This is a genomic window from Shewanella alkalitolerans (assembly GCF_019457575.1).
Taxonomy (GTDB): Bacteria; Pseudomonadota; Gammaproteobacteria; order Enterobacterales; family Shewanellaceae; genus Shewanella; species Shewanella loihica.
The window spans coordinates 3674110-3699190 of record NZ_CP080422.1 but is presented as its reverse complement, the minus strand read 5'-3'; the positions used below and the strand labels follow the sequence as shown (position 1 = coordinate 3699190).

Genomic DNA, 25081 nt, shown 5'->3' with positions numbered 1-25081 from the left:
CTCGTCTGGCCGGGTTTCGTGACGGCGGCTAGGTTTATGCTTTTACGGGGCTTAAGCGCACGGCGTAAGTATGATCTCCTGCTGGCGCGGGATACGGCTCAATTCAAACTGGCTCACGGCCTGGGCCAGCATGGTCTCTACGCTGTCTGGTTCGCAGGGGGCCTGCCCCAGGAAGGCGAGCGCGGCGTTGATGCTGGCCTGGGGCGCATTAAGATCTATGGCCGGGGCGTGATTCTGCTTCGAGAGTTTCATCCCTGGCTCGGCGCAGGCCAGCGGCAGGTGAAGCCACTTAGGCGCGTTGTCACCGAAGAGGTGAAACAGGGTCGCTTGGCGGGCGCTGGAGGTGAGCAGGTCGGCGCCGCGCACTACCTCAGTTATTCCTTGAAAGGCATCGTCCATCACCACGGCCAGTTGATAGGCGTAGAGGCCGTCGCGGCGCTTGATGATAAAGTCCTCGGCGGCAAACTCATGCTCGACCTGGATAGGGCCCAGCAGCTCGTCATCGAAATGATCTATCGCAAGCGTGTTACGGATGCGGATAGCGCCTGTTGTATGTTTAGCTGTGCGGGTCGCGCAGCGGCCATCATAGGTGCCGCCCATCGCCTGAATCTGCTTGCGGGTACATTGGCAGTAGTAGACCTTGTCCTCTGCCAGCAGGCTGTTAAGCCGCGCCTGATAATCATCCAGGCGGCTGCTTTGATAGAGCACTGAGCCGTCCCAATGTAGGCCGTAGGCCTCAAGGGTCTTGAGGATGAGGTCGCTGGCACCGGCTACCTCTCTGGGGGGATCGATATCTTCGATGCGCACCAGCCATTTTCCCTGCTCGGCGCGGGCACGCAGATAGCTGCCGAGCGCGGCGATGAGCGAGCCAAAGTGCAGCGGACCGGAGGGCGAGGGCGCGAAACGGCCGACATAGGGCTTGTCGATTTGCATTGAGTTATCGGGCGAGAGGGAGGGGTCTGCTTGGGGGATCACGGCAAAACCTTTGTTCACACTTGCTATGTCGCTCATCGAGGCGACTGGATACAAAAAAGCGGGGCTAAGCCCCGCTTCTCGCCAGCTTAACCGGCCATCTGTTTCTCTTTGATCTCGGCGAGCGTCTTACAGTCGATACAGAGATCGGCCGTTGGACGGGCTTCGAGACGGCGGATACCGATTTCGATACCGCATGAATCACAGAAACCGAAATCGTCGTCTTCGATCTTCTGTAATGTCTTTTCAATCTTCTTGATTAGCTTACGCTCTCTGTCACGGGCGCGTAGTTCAAGACTGAACTCCTCTTCCTGAGCCGCACGGTCGACAGGGTCTGGGAAGTTAGCCGCTTCATCTTGCATATGATTCAGGGTGCGATCCACTTCTTCACGGAGCTGACTACGCCAAGCATCGAGAATCTTTTTGAAGTGACCCAGTTGAGCGGTATTCATATATTCCTCACCCGGTTTTTCCTGGTAAGGATCTACACCTGCGATAGCGAGCACGCCAAGTTTTTTAGTGCCTTCAGGCATAACGCATCTCCTGTTAATCATTTGCGTTGTAGGGCGTCTTTTATTAAAGGCCGATATCTATATCAGAATCTGATATACCACGCAAATTTTTTAAGCTGCCATGAGTTTATCTTTTGACTATGTCCTCTATTACGCATTAATTCAACTTTTACCGTCTATTTACAACTTGACAGGGCAGGATTTAATCAGCTTGGCGGCGCTTGGGGAGAGTTCGCAGCTGTAGGCGAGAATTTCCACCCCGGCCTGGTGTGCCTGAGTCAACAGTTCGGCGTACTCTGGGTCGATATGACGGGCCGCTGCCACAGTGGTTATCCCAGTATGTTGCACCACAAATAAAAGCACGGCCCTGTGGCCCTGTTTGACCATTTCCATCAGTTCGCGCAGGTGTTTCTGGCCTCGGGTAGTCACCGCATCGGGGAAGTATCCCTGGCCCTGCTCTAATAAGGTACAACTTTTGACTTCTATATAGCAGGCGGGTTTGTCCTCGCTCTCGAGCAGCAGATCGATACGGCTGTTCTCGCTGCCATATTTAACCTCCCGGCGCAGGCGGTCGTAACCGGTCAGTTCGCTTATCACTCCAGCCTCAATCGCCTCGGCCGCCAGGGCGTTGGCCCTTCCCGTATTGATCCCTATGATATGGCCCTCATCCGAGGATGCCTGTTCCCAGGTGTGGGCATACTTGCGCTTGGGATTATCTGAGGTAGAGAACCAGACCCGCTCGCCGGGAAACAGGCAGTTGCGCATCGAGCCCGTGTTGGGGCAGTGGATGGTGATCTCGCTGCCATCATCCAGCAGCACGTCGGCGAGGAAGCGCTTGTAGCGTCTGAGTAACTTTCCCTGTTCGAATGGGGGGGTAAAAATCATCTTGTCGGCCTTGTTGTTCTACTTATATTGATGCGAGGGTTTTGCGCCTCAAGGTTTTTGCGTTTTAGGGGCTGAGCCTGCGATCACACCCTGAACGGCTATCTTGAGTCACCTGCTTGAGCGCCCATTTAGAGCGAAAAGATTCTACCCTATTAGGCGGCGCGCTGTCGCGGCGACCTGTAGCCGCGACAGTAGTCTTCCCTGCCATGCCCCTTCCTTAGGGATAGTTAGGGATAAGCGTGAGGGGGTTAGATAAAGCAGGGTGATTGGCGTTATACTTGGCTGCATTATTAGGCAGGCCCTAAGGCCTCGCCACTCTCTGTACTGACAAGGAACAATTATGAGCGACGTGATGAAGATTTATCTGACCGAGGACGCCCCTGCGGCCCATTGGGGCAGCGCAGATGTGACCTTTACGGCGGGCCAGGCCAATATCCATCTGCAGGCGGGCGATCAGCTACGCCAGGTACAGCAGGCGGCGCGTAAGCTACGCGGTCAGGGGATCAACGAGGTGGCGCTCGAGGGCGCGCTCTGGGATCTTCACACTCAGTGGGCATTCGCCCAGGGTTTCGCTACCGCTAAGCAGATTGGCAAGATCGCCTGGACTGGCGACGATGCCGTCAAGAAGGTGCTGGACGACAGACGCGACAGCGCGGCCTTCGCCAGACAGTTGATCAACGAAACCCCTGAAAACCTCGCCCCAGTGACCCTGGCTAACCAGGCGGCCCAGTGGCTGACCAAAGTAGGCGGCGACAAGGTGAGCTACCGCATCGTAGAAGGTGAAGCCCTGCTGGAAGAGAAGTGGATCGGCATTCACTCTGTCGGTCGTGGCAGCGAGCGTCCACCTGCGCTGCTGGAGCTGGATTATAACCCGCTGGGCGAAGACGCCCCTGTGTCGGCGGCCCTGGTGGGTAAAGGGATCACCTTCGACTCGGGCGGTTACAGCATCAAGGCATCCGAAGGCATGCTGGGGATGAAGTGCGACATGGGCGGCGCGGCGACAGTGACCGCGGCCCTGGGGCTGGCGATCAAGTCAGGCCTGAATAAGCGTATCAAGCTGTTCCTCTGCTGCGCGGAGAACCTGATCAGCGGCCGTGCCTATAAGCTGGGAGATATTCTCACCTATAAGAATGGTGTCTCGGTCGAGGTGGTCAATACCGATGCCGAGGGGCGTCTGGTGCTGGCCGATGGTCTGCAGGCCGCCTGTGAAACCGGTGCACCTCTGGTGATCGACGCCGCGACCCTGACCGGCGCCGCCGTGATGGCTGTGGGCACCTCCTACAACGCCATCTTCTCTCCGAGCCGTGAGCTGATCAGCCGCACTCAGGAGAAGGCATCCTCCGTGGCCGAGCAGGTATGGCCGCTGCCACTTGAGCCTTGGCACAAAGAGATGTGCCCATCTGCCTATGCCGATACCGCCAACAGCCGTCCAGTAAAAGGCGGCGGCGCGGGCGGCGCCTCAAATGCCGCCGGTTTCCTCTGGCGTTTCGTGTCTGACGACACCCAGTGGTTGCATATGGATCTCGCCTCGGCCTTCGCAGATACGGCTAACGGCCTGTGGGCCGCAGGGGCAACCGCCCACGGCGTGTTGACTATCGCCGAGCTGCTGCAGGACTAAGCTGTTGTTAATGAGAAAAACGCGCCATTTGGCGCGTTTTTTTTATGCTTTTGAGGCCGTGAGCGGCCAGGAGGCCAATACCTTATATTGCACCCCCTGCTCGCTACTCTGAGAGTGATACAGATGCAGGGCATGGCCGCTGAGGGTGAGGCTGGGCGGCTTGAGAGCGGGCAGCATCTTGGCCTTACGCATCAGGGTGATGTGGGGCGTGAAGCTGTGCTCGCTGGTGTGTAACCCGAGCTGCTGGGCCAGACGTTGGCATTGGTTGAACAGGCTGACAAGCCCGGGATCCCGCGCCGCGCCCTTGAGGCAGAGGATCTTGGGCTTAACCCAATGCTCCAGGGTGTTGAGCGTCACCTCAAATGCTGGTAAACGACGTTGATGGGCGAGCCGGGCGAGGGACTCGCTCAGGGCCTCCTGCTGGGCCTCGCTGCACTGACCGAGAAAGGCCAGCGTCATATGCAGATTGTCTCTGGGGACTAGGCGTCCCTCACCGTCTAAGCTCGCCTGTAACTGGGTCAGTTGCTCCAGCTGCGCCGCATCGGGGGCGATGGCGAGAAAGAGTCGTTTCATTGGCTATCCCCTGGTTGCCGAAAAAGGTTAAAGTGTGTTACAAAAATGCAACGAGTTGAGCTTTCTACAGGCTTGATTTTAAAGCGACTTATTTCGCTAATGTCGTCGAAAAAGTGAAATATAACCTATAGTCACTCTCAGCTAGCTTTTACAACTTAATCCATAGGGTAATCCTATGATTTCTGACTATAATCAGTGTTTGTATCAGATTAGCCAATCTAAGGACTAGATAGTATATGTCATCCGATACGCAACAGGGATCCCAATCGCTCGAGCAGACGCTCGCTTTTTTATGCGAACACGATCTGGAAGAGGAGCTGCAACTTATCCTGCAGCAACTTGCCGCCAGCAATCAGTGTGATGGCCTGTTTCTGTTACGTATCGGCAAGGGACGTCTGCCGGTGCAGATCGAAGCCATGTACCAGTCCGATGCCTCTATCTTCAGCAAGCGCGACGCCGAGATGCTGCTCAGCCGAGTTGCCAACAACCGTCATCTACACTCCTATACCTCACTACGTGAACCGGCCATCGTCGAAGATGTCGCTTCCGTTATCGACGACGAGGACAGCCGCCTGCGTCTGAATCAGGCCAAGATCCGCAGCGTCCTGCTGCTACCAGTGGGCGGAGAGAGGCACTATATCTTCGGCGCCTATCGCTACGACTGCAACGGAATATGGCCAGAGGCGATTCGTCACAACCTGTTGCTGGCCGGCAGCCTGCTGGGCCTGGCGCAGGAGGTGGCGCGCCAGCGCTTAAATGCCAAGAGTAACGAGCTGGTCTGTATCGAGCATCTCTATCGCCTGCCCATCCCCTGCGTGCATATCGGCGTGGATGACAGGGTGATACGTTACAACCAGAGCGCGGCCGAGAGTCTGCATGTGGAGACGCTACAGAAGGTGGAGACCTTGGTACCAAAGCGGGAGCAGAAACGCCTGCTGGACACCATGGCGCTGGTGCGAGACCAGGTGTTGGAGCAGTCCAGTTGTGAGGTGCCACTGAAATACGCCCCCGATGATGCCCTGGCCAAGGTGACCTTCCTCTGCCTGTCCGGCGAAGACGGCCCCATCCTCATGATGGTGGAGCCAGTGGGCGAGCCGGTTCAGGAGAGCGAAGCGCACAGCGTTTCGCTCAATTTCGACCCGCTCACCGGACTGCCCAATCGCGCCTATTTCGAGGCTCTATATGATCTGGCCAACCCCTGCGAGTGCGAGCGATCTACCTTCGTTGGGTTCATCAACTTAGACAGATTCCAGGTGGTCAATAATGTCAGCGGCCACAGGGCCGGCGATCAGCTCTTGTGTCAGCTCGCCGCCCGCCTGAGTCAGCTGGTGCGCAAGGAGGATGTGATCGCCCGCCTCAGTGGTGACGAGTTTGGCATACTGATGCCCAATATCGATGTGCAGATCGCCGAGCAGGTGGCCGAGCGTATCTGTCAGGCCATGGCCAATCATGAATTTAGCTGGGAGGGGCGCAGCCATAGCGTGAGCGTCTCCATGGGGCTGGCTCGCTGCGAGAACGAGGTTGACTCTGTCTCCGATCTCTTGCGCCGTGCCAGCGCCGCCTGTCGTCTCGCCAAGGAGAAGGGCGGTAACGCCTGGTACTTCTATAGCGCCCATGATCCTGTGGTAGAGAAGCTCAATACCGAGATGAGCGCCTCGGTGGATATCGTCGGCGCCCTGGCCAACGACAGGTTCGAGCTCTTCTATCAGCCCATAGAGCCGCTAAGCGTCAGCGATGACGGCTTGCATCTGGAGATCTTGCTGCGCATGCGCTCCACCGAGGGCGAGCTTATTCCCCCCGGTATCTTCCTGCCCGCAGCCGAGCGCTTTAACCTGGCGGCCAAGCTAGATCGCTGGGTGATCGATAAGCTGCTGCGCTGGGGCAGTGAAAACCTGGCGTTGTGGCAGTCGCTTTCTATGGTGTCGGTAAACCTGTCGGCCCTCTCTATCAGCGATAGTGAGTTTATCAACTGGCTGGAGATGCGCCTGCTGGGCGAACCCGAGCTGGTGAGTAAGCTCTGCTTCGAGATCACCGAGACGGCGGCGGTGAGCCAGCTGGATCATGCCACCGGGCTTATCAACACGGTGAAGCCCCTGGGCTGTAAGCTGGCGCTGGATGATTTCGGCTCTGGCTTCTCAAGCTTTGCTTACCTTAAGCTGCTTAACGTCGATTATGTGAAGATCGATGGCCAGTTTATTCAACACCTGTGCGAGGATCGCGCCGATCAGGCGATCGTCGCCGCCATCTGCCAGCTGGGCCGCGACATGGCGTTCGAGATAGTGGCCGAGTTTGTCGAGTCGGTCGAGGTGGCAAAGCATCTGCAGAAATTGGGCGTCGAGTTTGGCCAGGGCTACGGCATCGCGCGTCCCGAGTCGCTCACTTCATTGACCTCTGGCGAAGGCCTGCACTGGTACCGGGTGCTGGAAGCATAGCGCCAAGGGATTTGAACGCTAAGGAGTCCGATGGTAGGTCAGCGCACTGACTAACCTACCTTCATTCATTTTAACTAGACTAGCTAAGGTTTAAAGATCCCTTTGGAGGCGCTATAGACACGTCTGGAGATAATAAATAAAAGGATTAATAGCCAGGATAGCGAACCTCCGCCCGATGCCTTGCCTGGCTTAATGTCTTCAATATCATCATCAAGGATCGTTAGGGTAACGCTAGCCTTCCCGCTAATCTCTGTATCGATAGGGTTTTCGAGCACCAGCTTAAAGGACTCATCACTTTCCGTTTGCTTATCGTCAATGAGGGCCAAGGTTATGGTGGCGCTTTCTTGGCCATCATCAAAGTAGAGGGTACCGCTGCTTGCATAAAAATCATCACCAGCGGTGGCGGTGATACCATAGGTGCGATAGTCGACGCTGATATGGCCTGCCGCACCATCAACCCGTAGCAGTGTGATGACAAATTCAGGTGATGATTCACTTACCCTATAACTGTTGCCGGCGAAGCGAATGGTGCCGTGAGGCGGCAAATCATTATCTTTTATGGTGATGGTGGCACGGTTTAACTCGCCGATACTGGCTTCGCCGAGTAGGTTGGTGATCGATATGGAAAGTGTCTCGTCACCCTCATAGATCTCATCATCGTTTAAGGTTAAGGCCAAGGTCTGACTGGTTTGACCGTCCAGGAACACCAGGTGCTCGTCTATGCCTATGTAATCGTCTCCCTCGAGCGCCGTCACGTCCTGGGTGGCGATATCCAGACTCAATTCACCGTAACTACCGTTGGTGCGAGTCAGGGTGATAATGAGCACACCAGAGTCTTCATCGGCCACATAGCTGGCTCCGCTAAACTCGATGACGCCGCCACTGGGCACTGGGTCATCTTCAATAATACTTATCTCGGTGTTGCTAATGCGACCTAGCTCGGTGCCAGTCGCGTTGCTTAGGATCAGTTTAAAGTTTTCATCGCCTTCGTAGTCGCTATCGTCGATGAGATCAATTGTCACAAGCTTAGCCATTTCGCCATCAGCAAAGCTGACGGTTTGATTAAACGGCTGGTAGTCCTCGCCCGCCTGGGCCTGGATGTCACTGGAGGTGACATCGACACTGATCTCACCGAAGTTGCCGCCGCTGCGCATTATAGTGACGTCGAGCGAGGCATCATTCTCATCAATTTGATACTGGGCCGATTCAAATTGCACTACGCCACTTGCCGGTATCGGCTCATCATCGAGAATCGAGATTCTTGCGCTTGTATTGGCTAACACGGCGTCACCGGCGATCAGTGAAATCAGGACTGAAAATTGTTCATCATTTTCATAGATGGCATCGTCCAGCAACTCTAGGGTTAGGGTTTTCTCTGTCTCGCCATCGGCAAACACTAAGGTTTCGCTAATGGCAAAATAGTCTAAATCGGCAACGGCACTATCATCCTGGGTATAGAGGGAAATTTCGACCTCGCCGAAACTGCCGTTGGTGCGCAAAAGCTTTAAGGTGACACTTGCTGCGTTTTCGTTCACAGCGACATTTTCAAACTCGAAGCCAATTTCTCCGGCAGGTGGCGGGGCTTCATCCTCGAGTATAGTGATTTCGCTTTGGCCGATAGCGCCTATATCGGCGTCTCCCACGCTGCGTAGGTTACTCAGTTGAATGGAAAAAGTTTCATCGCCTTCAAAGGTAGAGTCGTCAACCAAGGTGAGGCTGATGACTTGTTCTTGTTGGCCATCATCAAACGTCAGAGTGCCACTACTGAACTCATAGTCTTGGGTCGCGGTGGCCGTTTGATCTTTAAGTGAGTAATCGACCTTTAGTTCCTTAAAATCGCCTAGGCTTCTCACTACTTTGATATCGATGCTACCGGCATCTTCGCTAGCTGAATATTGGGCAAGTTCAAAGTTCAATTCACCCGAGTAGGGGTATGGTGTCGGATCGCTGTTGTCTCCTATGCCGTCGCCGTCGCTATCTTGGGTTTCAGTTGGATCGAGTGGAAATGCGTCATCCTCGTCATTCACGCCGTCATTATCATCATCGTTATCGGCATTGTTACCTATGCCATCACCGTCGGTATCCGTCGTTTCAGTCGGATCCAATGGAAAGGCATCATCCTCATCGTTAACCCCGTCATTATCATCATCAGGGTCAATCTCATTGGGCAGACCATCGCCATCTGTGTCCTCGCCCGTGATGGTGAAGCGCTGCTCGACACTGGTTGCGGCAAGGTAGTTACTATTCCCCGCTTGTGTAGCAAGGACTCTACATTCACCAATATCGACGAGTGACACAGTCGTTCCTGAGACACTGCACACTGCTGGAGTGAGCGAGTCGAAGTTAACACTCAGGAGGGAGTCGCTTGTTGCAGTCAGGGTAAAGGCTGCATCCGTAATAGCCTTAGTCGTCAGCGGCGCGAAGGTGATAGTCTGGCTCGCTTTATTGACTCTAAAGCTGCGCGTTACAGAAGCTGCCGTATTGTAGTGGCTATCACCCGCCTGGGAGGCTGTTAGTGAGCAGGTGCCCGCCGCCACAATGGAGACACTCGAGCCCGTAACGGTACAAACTGAGGTCGTCGTCGAGCTATAAGTGACTGCTAGGCCCGCATCACTGCTGGCGACCAAGGTGAAACTCGCGTCGCCATAGGTCTTATCTGCCAGCGCGGCAAAGCTGATGATTTGGCTGGCCTTATTCACATTAAAGCTTTGCGTGACACTCGCGGCAGGGTTGTAGTTGGCGCCGCCCGATTGCGAGGCGGTGATAGAGCAGCTGCCCACATCGAGGATAGTGACAGTGTTGCCTGAAACTGAACACACAGATGCTGTGTTTGAGCTAAAGGTGACTGCCAGGCCTGAAGAGGCTGTCGCCGCGATGTTCAGGCTAGCCACGCCATAGGTGCTGTCGGTAAGCGCCGAGAAGGTGATGGTCTGACTTGCAGGGTTAACCGTAAAGCTGCGTGTCACCGAAGCTGCCGCATTGTAGTGGCTATCACCCGCCTGGGAGGCTGTTAATGAGCAGGTGCCCGCCGCCACAATGGAGACACTCGAGCCCGTAACGATACAAACTGAGGTCGTCGTCGAGCTATAAGTGACTGCTAGCCCCGCATCACTGCTGGCGGCCAAGGTGAAACTCGCGTCGCCATAGGTCTTATCTGCCAGCGCGGCAAAGCTGATGATTTGGCTGGCCTTATTCACATTAAAGCTTTGCGTGACACTCGCGGCAGGGTTGTAGTTGGCGTCGCCCGATTGCGAGGCGGTGATCGAGCAGTTGCCCACATCGAGGATAGTGACAGTGTTGCCTGAAACCGAACATACAGATGCTGTGTTTGAGCTAAAGGTGACTGCCTGGCCAGAAGAGGCCGTCGCCGCGATATTCAGGCTAGCGACGCCATAGGTGATGTCGGTAAGCGCCGAGAAGGTGATGACCTGGCTTGCAGGGTTAACCGTAAAGCTGCGCGTTACCGAAGCTGCCGCATTGTAGTGGCTATCACCCGCCTGGGAGGCTGTTAGTGAGCAGGTGCCCGCCGCCACAATGGAGACGGTGGAGCCTGACACATTACAGACTGAGTTCGTCGTCGAGCTATAAGTGATTGCTAGGCCCGCATCACTGCTGGCGGCCAAGGTGAAACTTGCTTCGCCATAGGTCTTATCTGCCAGCGCGACAAAGCTGATGATTTGGCTGGCCTTATTCACATTAAAGCTTTGCGTGACACTCGTGGCGGAGTTGTAGTTGGCGTTACCCGATTGCGAGGCGGTGATCGAGCAGCTGCCCACATCGACAATCGTGACACTATCTCCCGATACAGTACATGTGGATGGAGTGTTGGAGCTAAAGGCGACTGTTAGCCCGGAAGAGGCTGAGGCTGTAAGCGTCAGGCTGCCGACATCATAAACTTGATCGGCCAGGGCGGCAAAAGAGATGCTCTGATCGCTAAGGGCTGTTAATACGACGTCGTTGCCATCATCACCTAGATAGCTGATGCGCATGTTTTTTCCGGCGAGGGAGAAGATGTTACCCTCTGCCAAACCGGTAAAAATGCCACTGACCGGATCGGTAGCGTCGTTGGAAATGATGGTGTAACTTTCGCCGCCCACAGGCACATAGGCGTTATAACTCGTGGCGTTTAAACTTCCCCCTAAGGTGACAGTACCAGTAACCTGCAGTTGATCGTATTGGCTGCAGGCGCTTGCCCCACCGATTTCTGCAGATAAGCTGCCGCCGGCCGAATAATCGAGATTATTGACCGACAAACAGCCCGGGCTATTACCTGGGCTTAAGTTTCCGCCACTTTTGACCACCACGTCGCCGCTGATGACGCCGTTACCCTGAATGACGGCGCCATTCTCGACGGTGAGCGAACCTGCATTGGCCTGGTTGCAAGCAACTAGCGCCAGGCAGAAAAGTGTGGCATGAACGCGAAAGTTGCCCCATGCCAAGCGAGGCAATGCAGACAAAGCGTGAATCGAAAACCCCATCATGACAGTCCCTGTGTTATCCGTTACTTGGCTTGTAGCAATTTAACCAGCTCTGCAATCTGTTGCTGTTGTTGTTCTATTTGCTGTTGCTGGCTATTGACCGCATTAATCAATACGGGGATTAAGGCCTGATAATTAACGGACTTAATGCCATCACTGTTTTCATTGATCAGCTCTGGAATTGCCGCTTCGACATTCTGCGCAATAAGGCCATACTGCTTCTTGGTGTCGCGGTGTAATTCGCGTTTCCAGTGGTAGGTAACCCCTTCAATCTTTGCCAGTAGCTGGGCCGCATCTGGGATAGGTTGGATATCTTGCTTTAGGCGTCGATCGGAATTTACCGTTAAATTGCCGCTTAAGGTTGCGTTACCATTGTTGCTTAGGGTGAATAAATTCGCGCTTGAACCCGAGGCAAAGGAAGCAATGGAAAAATTACCGCCATCGACAGACTGCAAGCTCCATCTGTCATTATTATTGGTGCCTGCATCGGCAAAGAGATCAATTTTAGCGGCGTTGCCGGCTGTGGCGTTGATCGACATCTTGTTGGAATAGATATCTTCGAAACGATAGTTAGCCGTGCCCAGACTTGTCGCTGCATCGCTTGAGGGATCCCAGCTTACCGTATTGCCATTGCCTATTGAGACGGTATTGGCAGCATGGCTAGTGCCATTTTCTCCAATGACAATGGCCCCTTCGTGGGTGCTTGTGGCGCTGGTGCCTATGACTGTCGATTTATCCGCCTGGGCGTTGGCCGAGCTGCCTAAGACGATCGCCCTTTGTAGGTCGAGCTTGGCGCCCACTGCGGTATTGCTTGAATAACCAATAATCGTATTGTCATTGCCTGAAGTGGCATAGAAGTTGGCCCGGTAGCCAAAGAGGGTATTGTTGTTGCCGGTGGCATTATCATTACCGGCAAAGCTGCCGAAGAAGCTGTTAAAGGCACCGTTTGAAATGCTCGCGCCGGAGTTGTAACCAATTAGGGTATTGTCTGATGAGCTGGCGACGTAGCCACTTTTGTAGCCCACATAAGTGTTTCTTTCACCCGAGCTGTTGGTAAAACCACTTTCGAATCCTATCAGGGTATTACCACTGGCAATTGAATTGTTCTTACCCGCGCTTTGCCCTAAAAAGGTGTTGTACGCCCCCGAGGTGTTATCTGAGCCTGACAGCTGGCCAATAAAGGTGTTATACGAAGCGGTATTTCGGTAGCCGGAGTAGGCACCGACAAAGGTATTTTGATCACCCGAGACGGTATAGTATCCAGACTGAGTGCCGAGAAATAAATTTTGATTGCCATCGGCTAAGTTTTTACCGCTTAGATAACCCAGGGCATCGTTAAAATTACCCGTAGTAAGCGCCTGGTTTGCGCCCTCACCAATGCTAGTATTATAACTCCCCGTCGTAATACTGGTTCCGGCATTGGTGCCATAGTTAGTATTGCCCGCCGCATAGGCTGAAGAGAGACCAGCAGCGCTGAATAAAGCGAGAGCCAAAGCCGATAGGTGAAATACGCGCGTGTTCATACCAATACCCTTAGCGTGAATAAAATGAAAATCCCTTATTGAACATGCTACCGAGCAAATGTGGAGTAAATTAGGAGAACTAGTCTTGAGCAGCAGATAGCATTTGTATCAGCTGGGCTATTTGTTGCTGTTGTTGCTCGATTAGGAGTCTTTGTGCATCAAGCTGTTTCTGCTGTTCCTGGGTGGCATTGATCAGAACGGGTATTAAGGCCTGATAATTAACCGACTTAATTCCTTTATCATCGCTCTTAACCAATTCGGGGAGCACGGCTTCGACGTTTTGTGCGATGACGCCATATTGTTTGATTGCCGAGCGGCCTAGTCCCGCTTTCCAATGGTAGGTCACGCCGTTGATTTGCTGGATCAAAGTAAGTGCATTGGAGATAGGGGTGATCTGAGTTTTAAGACGCCGATCTGAATTCAGCGTTAGATTGCCTGAAATCGTGGCGTTGCCCTGATTATCAATAGCCAAGAGTTCTGAGCGTTTGAGGGTTTCGCCGTAATACTGCTTAAAGCTTGAGTTGGCATAGGAGCCTATGGAAAAGGTGCCGCTATCGCCGACGAGGATATCCCAGCGGTCGTCATAATCTTCGCCTTCATCCGCCCAGAGGTGGATCGAGGTCGATGCATCGGTATCGCCTATGAGTGACACCTCCTTGGCATTCACATCGGCGAAACGATAAGGCTCATTGCAGGACCAGTTATCGTTCCTGTCGTTGTAAGCGCAGTCTTTGGCCGTGCCTAATGAGGTTATTCCGTCGCCACCTGCGTCCCAGCTAAGGGTATTGGCATTGCCTATGGTGACCGCATAGTTACGGTGACTCGTCGCCTGATAGCCGATTGCCATGGCCTCTGTGTGGGTGCTACTTGCTCCATTGCCTATGGCCATATCGCTCTGGCCTTTGGCCGAGGCACTCGCTCCCAAGCTAATGCTATTGGTCTTATCGGTAATGGCACTATAACCAATGCTGATGGAGTCGTTGTCGTTGGCGCCGGCAAACGCGCCTAAGACTGTGGTGCGATACACCTCCTGATTGCCTTCGGGCTTATTGCCATAGAGCTGTTGTGAGATGCCGTTATAGCGAATCTGCATGTCACTCTCTAGCGCAGCATCATAGGTATAAGATTTTGAGTCTGAATGGGAAAAGGCACCGACCCAGACATTGTCTTCGCCTCTTCGGTTGGCGAAACCCGCTGAAGCGCCAAGGGCTGTGTTGCGATTGGCCTTATCTGTTTCATTGGTGCGGTTGTTGTCCCAACCCGCCATGACGCCAACAAAGGTGTTGAAATCGGCATATTCGGTGTTTACGCCGGCGTCGGCGCCAATCATAGTATTGGCCAAGCCTTCACCAATATCGTTACCAGCGCCGGCACCAAACAGGGAGTTGCGCGACGCCATCACTTTTAGGTCGTACCCAGACGAGTCGCCGATCGCGGTATTGTTGTAGCCCGTCAATGCCTTGGTGTCAGAGTAACTTTCATCGGCGGCACCTGAATCCCTACCGATAAAGGTATTTTGTTCGCCTGTGGTATTTAAGTGGCCAGAGTTTTCGCCGATAAAGACGTTATCATCGCCTTCGGTATTAAATTCGCCTGCCTCCTCGCCAATAAAGACGCTGCCATTGGCGATAGTGCTGCTTTTGCCCGCTTCGCTGCCGATAAACACGTTATCGGTCGCGTTGTTCAACTGCCCAGCCCGCGCCCCCATGTAGACATTATCGGTACCAGATACGTTGGCTTCACCACTTTGCGAGCCCACAAACGTATTGTCGCCCCAGGTTGTGCTGGTGCCGGCGTTATACCCCACAAAGGTGTTGTCTGAGCTGTTTGAGCTACTGCCCGCATTGCTGCCTACATTGGTGTTGCGATCGCCTGTGCTAGTCGTCGCGCCCGCATTTTCGCCTATGTTGGTGTTGTTTTCTGCGCCGGACTCCAGCGCGCTGCCGGCATTTGTCCCTAAATTGGTCGTGCCAGGACCGCCTGCCGCCAGGGCAAGGTTCATGTTTAGCGCAGCCGTAATGCCAGCAACTGCCAATTTTATTGAAAACCGCCGATTCATACTCAAGACACACCTGTACAGTTATAACGAAGGCTTATTCACTTGGTATCTAAGGTAGAAAGTAAATTAGGAGAGAATATGGAGATGAAATTTTATTCTTAATCAAAGGCGTTTTTTGGGGGCGCTGAGATAGTCATTTCATCTTGGGTGTTCATCTAGGGAAGGTGCGAACAAGTCGTCGCACAGCTCTGGCTTTGATAGCAGCGACAGTTCAAGGCATTCAACTGAAGGCATGCCGAGGCCTGCTGAAGTTGAATAACGCCGAAATGGTGTTGCTATCAAAGCCCCGCAGGGCGAGGCTTACAGCGGTATTTGCTGCGTTACAGTTCTTGCGAAGGACTAGGGCCATTCGCTGCAAACTGTGCCTTGCATCTATCCACTTTAAGCACACGCAGAGCAAGCACGGGACTTATTCGCACCTTCCCTAGGCCGTATCCTAATTGTCTCCATATTCATCTGCTTTAATCTGCCTTCTTGTTCAGTTCAGAGCAGTGAAATGCAAAAAATACTAGTCATTAGCAATAGCGTCAGCTGTAGTCCTTTGTTGATAGATTTTTTAAGGCTAAATGGATTCCAGGTGAGCGAAATAGACGACCGGCAGCCGATAATGGATTTGATTAGCCGGGAGTCACCCCGACTGGTTTTATTCGATTTACCCCTGGATAAAACCAGCGGCTTTGCTCAGTGTCAGGCGATTCGCGCCAGTTCAAATATTCCTATTATTTTGATCTCGCTCTCGGCAAGCCAGAAAGAGCGTCATCAGGGGTTTCATTGTGGTGCGGATGACTTTGTCTGCAAGCCATTTAGCCTGTCTGAGTTGTTGCTGAGAATAAAATCTGTGCTGAAAAGAAGTGCCAATCGAGATTGAGTCAGGTATTTGCGCGAGTGCCCTGGCCGCCTGCGATCGCTTTTCTATCTTGATTCAGATGAGTGGGAGCTTTATTGAGTAGCTTACTTTGGCCGTTAGGCTGAATATCCTTTGCTTGTACAATATCTTGATTCCTAGATAATAGTTTTCATGTCGGCGAGTATTTTTTATTAGCGATCTATGAAGCCTCTGAAATTTATATTCCTGTTTATTTGCTTCCTCTCTTGTGGGGCAAACAGCGCGGCCCATAATGACTTATATTTTCAAAGCGTAGGCGACAATACTACTGTGCCCGCTGGCATAGTGATGGATTTGGCCACCGACCATGATGGTTTTTTGTGGATAGCCACCCAGCAAGGATTGATTCGCTATGATGGCTATACCTTCCGTCGCTATACTCACGACAGTGATAATCCGGCAAGCCTGGCGGAAGATTATATTCAGACCTTGAAGGTCACCTCTGACGGTCGAATTTGGATAGGTACCAGCTCGAAAGGGGTCTCTATTTATGACCCCAAGACAGATAGCTTTACGTCACTTGCCAAACTATCTGATAGGCAAAGTTTAACCTCACGTATTCTCTCAATTGCTGAAAATACCCAAGGAGAGATCTTCTTAGGATCTACCCACGGATTATTTAAGTACATAGCCCAGCAGGAGGCATTCGAACCAATAGGCTTGTTATCGCCGACGGATGAGCTTGCAAAGGGATTACAGATCTTATCGCTGAGTTTCGATGATAGGGAAAACTTATGGGTTGGTAGCAATAAAGGTCTGTTTGTCTTGCCTGCAGGCAAGCTACAGATGCTTGCTGCAAGCGCTTTTAAGGTCAAAGCGTCTGATGTCGAAACATTCGATCTGTTAAGCCGTGATATTAAGGCGTTGAAATTCATGGCTGATGGCAGGTTGTGGTTAGGGACGCGTAAATCGGGTGCCGGGGTCATAGATCTGAATACCCGGCAGCTGACTAAGCTGAGGCTTCCTTATTTACAAGGAAAGCCCAAGGCGATTAATGCCATAGAGCAGGTCAGCGACGATGAGCTGTGGCTGGGGATGTACAACGAAGGCGTCTATCGAATCAATTTACATGATTATGGCGATATTGAGCTGGTCAGCAACAATAACGCGCAAATCGGTAGTATCAGCGGTAATAAGATAAATTCCATTGAAGTCGATGCTTCCGGGGTGATTTGGGTAGGTACTCGGGGGAACGGTTTAAACAAATACCTGCCAAACGAAGCCTTTGTGACCAAGTATATCGACGTAGATAACACTAAGCATCTGTTCATTCGCGACGCTTTTCAAACCACAGACGGTACGCTCTGGTTAGGCACAGATAAGGGATTACGACGCTACAATCTGGATAGCGGCGATTTGTCTGCCTTTATCGCCCATCCTGACTCGGTAACCGACTTGAGTCAAAGTACTGTGGTTGGCCTTGGTCAGATAGATGATCAGCACCTATGGCTCTCCACAAAACAGGGCTTGTACACAGTTTCGCTTGAAAACAACATGGTGGAAAAGGTTAATACCGCTTCTGTCATGGCGAATACGCTTATTGCAGAGGGTAAAGACAAACTCTGGCTTAGCAGTGCTCAATATCTCTATCGACTTGAACTCAACACTATGGAGATGTCGCGCTTTTACTACCAAAATCAACAAGGTGTAGAAGAAGATATTTCAACTATCTTACCGCTACTAAAGGACAATCGGGGGCGTGTCTGGCTCGGCTCCTTTAGAGGCCTGTTTGTGCTAGAGCCAGGTGCAGAGCATTTAATCAAGGTGACGGATGTCGCCAATCAATATACCTTCGATGGCACTATCGCGCTGGCCCTAAAAGATGACACGCTTTGGTTTTCTAATGCTTCTGGCTTGTTTTCTTTAGCATTAAATAGTTTAAAAGATGGCAAGGCCAGCGTTAAAAAGGCGCCGCTGAAGGTGACTCGTGCCAACGACAGGCAGTTTTCCAACCTGCAAATCGATAGTCAGGGCAGGCTTTGGGAAGCTAGCCTGATGTATGATCCTATAAGCGAACAAACCTTTGAATTTGGCAGGGCGGACGGCGTAGATGTTGGCGCCGATTGGGTGGGGAGTTTTGGCAAACTCAGTGACGGCCGCATGGCCTTTGGCGGTTCACAGGGGTTGTTGATAACGACACCCGAAGCCTTTACACCATGGCAATATCTCCCCCCCATTCGCTTGACGGACTTTCAAATCGATCGTCTATCACGCACTGTGGATAGTGCAGGTATTGTTGAGATCTCGCCCGAGGTGAAAAGTATCTCGATGGACTTTGCCGCGCTGGATTATTCGGCGCCAGAGCTGGTTAATTATCGTTACCAGCTGGTGGGCTTCGATCAAGATTGGGTGACGACGAATCCGAAGAAACGCTCGGTCACCTATACCAACCTGTCGCCAGGAAACTATTCCCTTATCGTGCAGGCAACTAATCGCACGGGATTCTGGACGGCAGAGACCACGCTGATCACATTCCAGGTATTACCCGCCTTTTATCAGACCTGGTGGTTTAGGACGCTAATGCTATTGATGCTCATCCTGACCCTCTATTTGCTGGTGCGTTGGCGGGTGAAGAAGTTGTCCGAGCAAGAGCGTATTCAAAATGAGATCGTGCTGGCCTCCGAACGCGCGGCGCTGATGGAAGAGCTGGTGGAAAAGAAAAACCAGCTATTGGCGGATGTGTCCCACGAGTTAAGGACGCCACTGACCGTATTGCAGTTAAAAGTCGAAGCCTTACAAAATAATCTCGTGAAAGATGTCGGGGCCTCCTACGATAGCCTGATGAGTAAAATTGGTGAGATCAATTGCTTGATCAGCGATATTTATCAGCTGGCACAATCGGATATCGGCGCGTTGCATCTCGAGCCTAGATCCCATAACTGTTTGCAGACATTTTCTTGCTGGGCTGATGAAATAGCCGATGCGGTTGCCGTTAAAGGGTTTACATGGCAGCAAAGTATCACCCTGACACCATCTTGCTGCGCAACCTTTGATCATGACAAAATAAAGCAAGTTATCAATAATTTAGTCGATAACAGCATGGCTTATACCGACTTGCCTGGTAGTATCTCATTCACGGTGAAAGAAGTGAGAAAGGGCCTGGAGGTGGTGATTGAAGATAGTGCCCCTGGGGTGAGCAAGGTGCAGTTTGCCAGCATCTTCGAGCGTTTGTACCGGGTCGAAACGTCCCGCAGTCGCGCCACAGGAGGGTCTGGTTTAGGCCTGTCTATCTGTAAGAGCATTGTCGAGGCGCATAAGGGGACGATCACCGCCAGTGGCAGTCCATTGGGCGGTCTGGCAATAACCATTTACCTGCCAATGCAGGCTAACTGATTTCGAGGTATTCATGTCCTACATATTGCTGGTCGAAGACGACAGAGATATAGCCGAAAATGTCGAGATGTTTTTAGCCGCCAGTGACTTCGAAACTAAGCATCTCGATACCGGCGAACGGGTTGTTGAAACCGTTAAAGCCAGAGAACCTGCGCTCATCCTGCTCGATTTAATGCTGCCGATAAAAGATGGCCTGACTTGTTGCCGCGAGATCCGAGAATTCTCCGACGTCCCTATTATCATGTTAACCGCCAAGATAGAGGAAGTTGACCGCTTGGTTGGGCTGGAGAGTGGGGCCGACGATTATGTCTGTAAACCTTTCAGTGCCGTCGAACTCATTTTGCGAATCAAAGCCATCTTACGGCGCACCATGAAGAGTAAGCCGTCTCCCAATCTCACTCTGGATAAGGTGAGGCTGAAGATCGCCTATCACGACAAAGTCGTTGAGCTGACTCACCTGGAATTTAACCTGTTTTCCCTGTTGTATGACCAACCAGGACGCATCTATTCCCGTCAGCAGATTTTGGACTTAGCCTATCCCGATATGCGCGACATCTCTGACCGCGCTATCGATAGTCACGTAAAGAATATTCGCAAGAAAGGCAAACAGCTAGGATTGGCTCAACCCATCATAGACTCTGTGTATGGGGTCGGATATCGCTTCACCCAACCTGAGCTGGAGTAATGTGGCTCTTAACTGCCATCGAGTTCCGTCGCTAAGGGAGCATAGCCTGCAGCGCTGTGGTGATGAAAGCCATAAGGTTAAGAGATGTTAACCTGGGACGAGCCCCAAGCGGGGACTCGTCTGTTTAGCTTTGCCCTCATCTTTAGTAAACTGTCGCCAGTTTTTGTCGATTGATTGCGCCCTTTGAACCAAGTAGCTACTCAAGAAATTCACCAAGTCCCTATCCAGACACTCCTTCCCGAGATCCAGCGGACGCTGGCGGACAATGCCCAGCTGATCTTGCAGGCGCCGACCGGCGCGGGCAAGTCGACCGCGCTGCCCCTGGCCATGCTCGACTGGCCTGAGATCGAGGGTAAGATCTTGATGCTGGAGCCCAGACGCATCGCGGCGCGCAGCGTGGCGCACTTTATTGCCGCCAGGCGGGGTGAGCCCGTGGGTCAGTCGGTGGGCTTTCGGGTGCGCGGCGAGTCGAGCGTGAGCGCCAAGACCCGCCTCGAGGTGGTGACCGAAGGGGTATTGACGCGGATGATCCAGCAAGACCCTGAATTGTCTGGCTACAGCTTGATCATCTTCGATGAGATCCATGAGCGCCACCTCACCACAGATCTCGGTCTGGCATTGGCGCTGGAGGTACAGGCCTCGTTTCGTGAGGATCTTAAGATACTCGCCATGTCGGCGACCCTGGACGGCCTGCCGTTACAGGCCCTGATGCCTGATGCGGCCAGCCTGGTGAGCGAGGGGCGCAGTTTTCCTGTGAGCCTGAGTTACCGTCCCGGCGCCGCCCATCAGGATTGGCTGCTGCACATGGCCAAGGTGATCGTCGAGGCGGTGACCGAGCATCAAGAAGGCTCATTGCTGGCCTTCCTGCCCGGCCAGCGAGAAATCGGAAGGTTACAGACGCTATTAACCGAGCGCCTCGACCCTAAACAGTTTTTGATTACCCCCCTCTATGGTGCCCTGCCGCCGGGTCAGCAAGACAGCGCCATCGCGCCGCCACCGCCTGGGATGCGTAAGCTGGTGCTCTCCACCAACGTGGCCGAGTCGAGTCTGACCATCCAAGATATCCGCCTGGTGGTGGATGCCGGCTATAAGCGTCAGGCCAGCTTCAACCCAAGGACGGCGGTGAGCCGCTTGTCGCTCAAACGGATCAGCCAGTCGTCGGCGGCGCAGCGTAGTGGCCGCGCCGGTCGTCTGAGCGAGGGACACTGTATTCGCCTCTGGCCGCAGCAGGAGCATGAGCGGTTGCTCAAGGCCGATGAGCCTGAGATCCTCCATGGGGACTTAACCAACGCAGTTCTGGACGCCGCATTTTGGGGCGTGAATGCCCTCGATGCGCTGCCGCTGATCTCGCCCCCGTCTGAGGCTAACGAGACGGTAGCCTGGGAGCTGCTGCAAGCCTTGGCGCTGGTGGACAGCGACAGACGCATCACGGCCCATGGCCGCGCCGCCTATCGGCTTGGTTGTCATCCGCGTCTGGCCCACATGCTGCTGGCCGCCAAAGAGATGGACGGCATTGATGCTCCCTATTATCTGCCACTTGCCGCCGTGCTGGCGGCGCTGCTGGAATCGCGCGCCCTGGCAAGACGCGGCGCGGATATCAGTCGTTATCTGAATGATGCCAGAGGCGGCGAAGCAGCCAATCTGGCGCAGCAATATCTGGCCAGGATGAATGCCGGTCGAGGCAATCAGATAGCCAAGGTCATCGGCGAGAGTCGCGACCAGGATATCGCAACCCTGCTGGCGCTGGCCTTTCCCGATCGCATCGCCAAGGCCCGTGGCGCCAAGGGGTATCAGCTTGCCTGCGGCGCAGGTGTTGCCCTCAATGATGACGATGTTCTGCAGGGCGAGCCCTGGCTGGTGGTCGCCGATTTTCAGGAGAGTGAAGGCCAAAGTAGCGGCCGTATTCTGCTGGCGGCCAAGCTGGATGCCGCGCTGTTTGACGGCCCCCTGGCCAGCCAGGTGAAGTCAGTTGTTGAGACCGGCTGGGATGAGGAGAAGGCGCGTTTTTACGGGTTAACTCAGCGGCGCATCGGCGCTATCATATTGGGTGAGCGCCCGCTGGCGACCCTGGATGAAGAGACGATCAAGCAGGCCATCTATCAGCTTATCCGCACCAAGGGACTCTCCCTGCTGGGATTTGATGATAAGGTGGAACAGCTTCGCCTGCGCGTTGCCCTGGCGAGTAAGCTTGCTCTTGCAGGCGATTGGCCGGATCTGAGTGATCAGGCCTTGCTCGCGACGCTGCCTGAGTGGCTCGGGCCCTATCTTGATGGGGTGCGCCGCCTGACCCAGCTTAAGGGACTGGATTTCTATACCTTGCTCCACAACCAGATGGAGTGGGGACAACAACAGATATTAAATGAGGCGCTGCCGAGCCATTGGCCCATGAAGACGGGCACTCGGGCGGCGATACGATATGAGATGTCGGGACGGGCGCTGTTGAGCGTACGTTTGCAGGAGGCGCTGGGCATGGCCGAGAGTCCCAGGCTGGCCCAGGGGCAACTTGTGGTGACCATGGAGCTGCTGTCGCCAGCCATGCGACCGCTGGCGTTGACCGCCGATCTGGCCAACTTCTGGGCCGGGCCCTATGTCGAGGTGAAGAAAGAGATGAAGGGACGCTACCCTAAGCATCTGTGGCCGGACGATCCCGCCAACACCTTGCCGACCAAATTAACCAAGAAAAAGATGTCAGCTAAGGGGCTCTAGCCCCTTTGCTGTTTGACTGGAAACACGATGACGAATAAAGAGACGCCAACACCACGCAGACCGCGCAAGTCGACTAATAGCAAGGCGGGCAATAGCCAAACGCCTAAGCGCAAGTCGGCGAGCAAGAGTACCGCGACAGCGCGGCCGGGTTGGGGCCGTAGGATCTGGTCTTTGAGCTGGAAGCTCGGCCTTATCCTGTTTGCTGCCATGACCATCTACAGTATCTATCTGGATCAGATCATCGCCCGCAAGTTTGAGGGGCAGAAGTGGCACCTGCCGGCGCAGGTATTTAGCCGTTCCATGGCCCTCTATCCCGGTGCGGCTGTGAGTCACGATCAGCTGATCGCCGAGCTTAAGCTGCTGGGTTATCGCAAGGTGGCCAATCCCCGTCAGGTGGGCGAATTTTCCGCCTCCAAGACCAAGGTGGATCTCTGGCGCCGTCCCTTCCTCCATCCTCAGGGATCCCAGGAAGCCCAGCGGGTGATGATCAGCTTCGACAGCCAGGGGGTTGCCTCGGTGGCTCGCAGCAGTGACCATCGCGAGCTGGCGGTGTTCCACCTGGAGCCCGTGCTGCTGGATCGTATGATCACAGGCGATGGCGAAGACAGGCTGTTCGTGGCCACAGACAAGATCCCCAAGGCGATCGTCGATGCGCTGATCCTGGTGGAAGACAGGAGCTTCTATGAACATCACGGCGTGAATCCCTTTGCCATCATACGTGCCGCCATGGTCAACATCAGCGCCGGGCGCACGGTACAAGGTGGCTCGACCCTGACTCAGCAGCTGGCGAAAAACTTCTTCCTCTCCAGCGAGCGCTCTATCATACGTAAGCTCAGGGAAGCCCTGATGGCGATCATTATCGATTTTCGCTACGACAAGGATGAGATCCTCGAGGCCTACCTCAACGAGGTCTACATGGGTCAGGACAAGTCCCGCGCCGTGCACGGCATGGGGCTGGCGTCTCAGTTCTATTTCGGCAGACCGATTGCCGAGCTGACCTTGCCGCAGCAGGCCTTCCTGGTGGCGGCGATCAAGGGGCCTTCCTACTACAACCCCTGGCGTTTCCCCGAGCGGGCTCAGGAGCGTCGGGATCTGGTGCTACGTCTCTTGATGGAGTCGGGCCAGCTGCCGGTGGCACAATACAAGGCGGCGGTCGAATCCCCCCTTGGGGTGCGTAAGGCGAGCAAGCCTGTGCATCAGAAGCTGCCGGCCTTCTTCGCCGTGGTGCGCGGCGAGCTGTCGCGTCGATTCGGCGACAGCCTGCTTCAGCAGTCGGGTATCAAGGTCTACACCACCTTAGATCCCCTAGCCCAGGAGGCGGCGGAGCAGGCGGTGCGCTCGACCATGAAAAACCTGGAGCAGCGTGACAAGGCGCTTCAGGTGGGCATGGTGGTGACCGACAAGTATTCGGCGGGTATTGCCGCCATGGTGGGCGACAAGGTGCCAAGCTATCAGGGCTTTAACCGTGCGGTGGAGATCCGTCGTCCTATCGGCTCGCTTATCAAGCCATTCGTCTACGCTACGGCGCTGACCCACGGCGACAAGTACACCCTGGCGACGCCGCTGAAGGATGAGCCGATCACCCTGACCAACTCCCAGGGCAAGACCTGGTCGCCGCAGAACGTCAACAAGCAGTTCTCCGGCGAGGTGCCGCTGATGACCGCCTTCAAGAAGTCGATGAACGTGCCGACGGTGAACCTCGGCATGGCGATAGGCACAGACGCGGTGGCGACCACACTGGCCAAGTCGGGCTGGGACGAGACCATCCCAGAGTATCCGTCCATGTTGCTGGGGGCCGTTAATGGCTCACCGCTGATGGTGGCGCAGGTGTATCAGACCCTGGCAGACAATGGCCGCTACCGTCAGCTGAGTGCGGTGACCCATGTGTTGGACGCCGATAATCAGCCGCTGTCGGCCAGTCAGCGCGGCGCGGATCAGGCGATCTCTGTGGCCAGCGATTTCCTGGTGCAACACGCCATGACTCAGGTGGTGCAGTCGGGCACGGCAACTAAGCTGGGCCAGGCCTTCCCGGGCGTGACCCTGGCGGGCAAGACGGGCACCAGTAACGATTCCCGCGACTCCTGGTTTGCCGGGTTTGATGAGCGTAACGTGGCCGCCGTCTGGGTGGGCCTGGACGATAATGGCAAGACCAGCCTCTATGGCAGCAGCGGCGCTATGGCCGTCTACCAGGCCTTCCTCAAGCAGCGCGCGCCTATCAGCCTGAGACGCACGCCGGTCAATGGCGTGGTGTCTGGCTATTTCGATGCCAAGACGGGTGTCGCCAAGCAGGGCAACTGCGGCAACGTGGTGGCCGTTCCTGCCCTGGCTGAGAGCTATCATCCGGCCAAGAACTGCGGCGAGCCGCTCTCCTGGTGGCAGAAGCTGATGGGCGGTTAAGGCCGCCAACGCTATAGCTCCT

The 25081-nt window shown here is 54.3% G+C and carries 14 protein-coding genes; 7 read left to right on the top strand and 7 right to left on the bottom strand.

Going from position 1 to position 25081, the window contains the following annotated elements; all coding sequences use genetic code 11:
* Window positions 1-51: 51 nt before the first annotated feature.
* From gluQRS to sfsA, 3 genes are all read right to left on the bottom strand, one after another.
* Window positions 52-933 (bottom strand): tRNA glutamyl-Q(34) synthetase GluQRS, encoded by an 882-nt coding sequence (gene gluQRS, locus K0J45_RS16080; protein ID WP_220045336.1) that lies wholly within the window; start codon window positions 931-933, stop codon window positions 52-54.
* Window positions 934-1061: 128 nt separating this feature from the next.
* On the bottom strand, window positions 1062-1505 hold the full coding sequence (gene dksA, locus K0J45_RS16075; protein ID WP_011866925.1) for an RNA polymerase-binding protein DksA: 444 nt from the start codon (window positions 1503-1505) through the stop codon (window positions 1062-1064).
* Between the two features lie 159 nt (window positions 1506-1664).
* Window positions 1665-2369 carry a DNA/RNA nuclease SfsA gene (gene sfsA, locus K0J45_RS16070; RefSeq protein ID WP_220043288.1) on the bottom strand — a complete coding sequence of 235 codons (705 nt, stop codon included), beginning with the start codon at window positions 2367-2369 and terminating at the stop codon, window positions 1665-1667.
* 340 nt (window positions 2370-2709) lie between these two features.
* Between sfsA and pepB the strand changes: the two genes are divergently transcribed.
* Entirely contained in the window at window positions 2710-3987 is a 1278-nt protein-coding gene (gene pepB / locus K0J45_RS16065) for an aminopeptidase PepB (protein ID WP_220043287.1), read from the top strand.
* A gap of 42 nt (window positions 3988-4029) precedes the next feature.
* Here pepB and thpR read toward each other — a convergent pair whose 3' ends face one another.
* The gene (gene thpR / locus K0J45_RS16060; protein ID WP_220043286.1) at window positions 4030-4560 is read right to left on the bottom strand and encodes an RNA 2',3'-cyclic phosphodiesterase; all 531 of its coding nucleotides are present in this window, start codon (window positions 4558-4560) and stop codon (window positions 4030-4032) included.
* Between the two features lie 236 nt (window positions 4561-4796).
* Here thpR and K0J45_RS16055 point away from each other — a divergent pair, with 236 nt between their 5' ends.
* Window positions 4797-6992 carry a putative bifunctional diguanylate cyclase/phosphodiesterase gene (locus tag K0J45_RS16055; RefSeq protein ID WP_220043285.1) on the top strand — a complete coding sequence of 732 codons (2196 nt, stop codon included), beginning with the start codon at window positions 4797-4799 and terminating at the stop codon, window positions 6990-6992.
* An 83-nt stretch (window positions 6993-7075) separates the two neighbouring features.
* Here the strand turns inward: K0J45_RS16055 and K0J45_RS16050 are convergent, their stop codons facing one another.
* The 3 genes from K0J45_RS16050 to K0J45_RS16040 all read right to left on the bottom strand — a co-directional run bounded on the left by K0J45_RS16050 (window position 7076) and on the right by K0J45_RS16040 (window position 14995).
* Window positions 7076-11473 carry an Ig-like domain-containing protein gene (locus K0J45_RS16050; protein ID WP_220043284.1) on the bottom strand — a complete coding sequence of 1466 codons (4398 nt, stop codon included), beginning with the start codon at window positions 11471-11473 and terminating at the stop codon, window positions 7076-7078.
* A 20-nt stretch (window positions 11474-11493) separates the two neighbouring features.
* Complete coding sequence (locus K0J45_RS16045; RefSeq protein ID WP_220043283.1) at window positions 11494-12993, bottom strand: tail fiber domain-containing protein; 1500 nt, start codon at window positions 12991-12993, stop codon at window positions 11494-11496.
* Between the two features lie 79 nt (window positions 12994-13072).
* Window positions 13073-14995: a tail fiber domain-containing protein gene (locus tag K0J45_RS16040; RefSeq protein WP_220043282.1), complete on the bottom strand. Its 1923-nt coding sequence runs from the start codon at window positions 14993-14995 to the stop codon at window positions 13073-13075.
* 553 nt (window positions 14996-15548) lie between these two features.
* Between K0J45_RS16040 and K0J45_RS16035 the strand changes: the two genes are divergently transcribed.
* The 5 genes from K0J45_RS16035 to mrcB all read left to right on the top strand — a co-directional run bounded on the left by K0J45_RS16035 (window position 15549) and on the right by mrcB (window position 25059).
* The gene (locus tag K0J45_RS16035) at window positions 15549-15920 is read left to right on the top strand and encodes a response regulator transcription factor (RefSeq protein ID WP_220043281.1); all 372 of its coding nucleotides are present in this window, start codon (window positions 15549-15551) and stop codon (window positions 15918-15920) included.
* Window positions 15921-16226: 306 nt separating this feature from the next.
* Window positions 16227-19271, top strand: a complete 3045-nt coding sequence (locus K0J45_RS16030; protein ID WP_220043280.1) for a two-component regulator propeller domain-containing protein — start codon at window positions 16227-16229, stop codon at window positions 19269-19271.
* Window positions 19272-19284: 13 nt separating this feature from the next.
* On the top strand, window positions 19285-19956 hold the full coding sequence (locus K0J45_RS16025) for a response regulator (RefSeq protein WP_220043279.1): 672 nt from the start codon (window positions 19285-19287) through the stop codon (window positions 19954-19956).
* Between the two features lie 174 nt (window positions 19957-20130).
* Window positions 20131-22662, top strand: coding sequence for an ATP-dependent helicase HrpB (hrpB, locus tag K0J45_RS16020; RefSeq protein WP_258406713.1), 2532 nt, complete (start codon window positions 20131-20133; stop codon window positions 22660-22662).
* A gap of 27 nt (window positions 22663-22689) precedes the next feature.
* Window positions 22690-25059 (top strand): penicillin-binding protein 1B, encoded by a 2370-nt coding sequence (gene mrcB, locus K0J45_RS16015; protein ID WP_220043278.1) that lies wholly within the window; start codon window positions 22690-22692, stop codon window positions 25057-25059.
* Window positions 25060-25081: the final 22 nt, after the last annotated feature.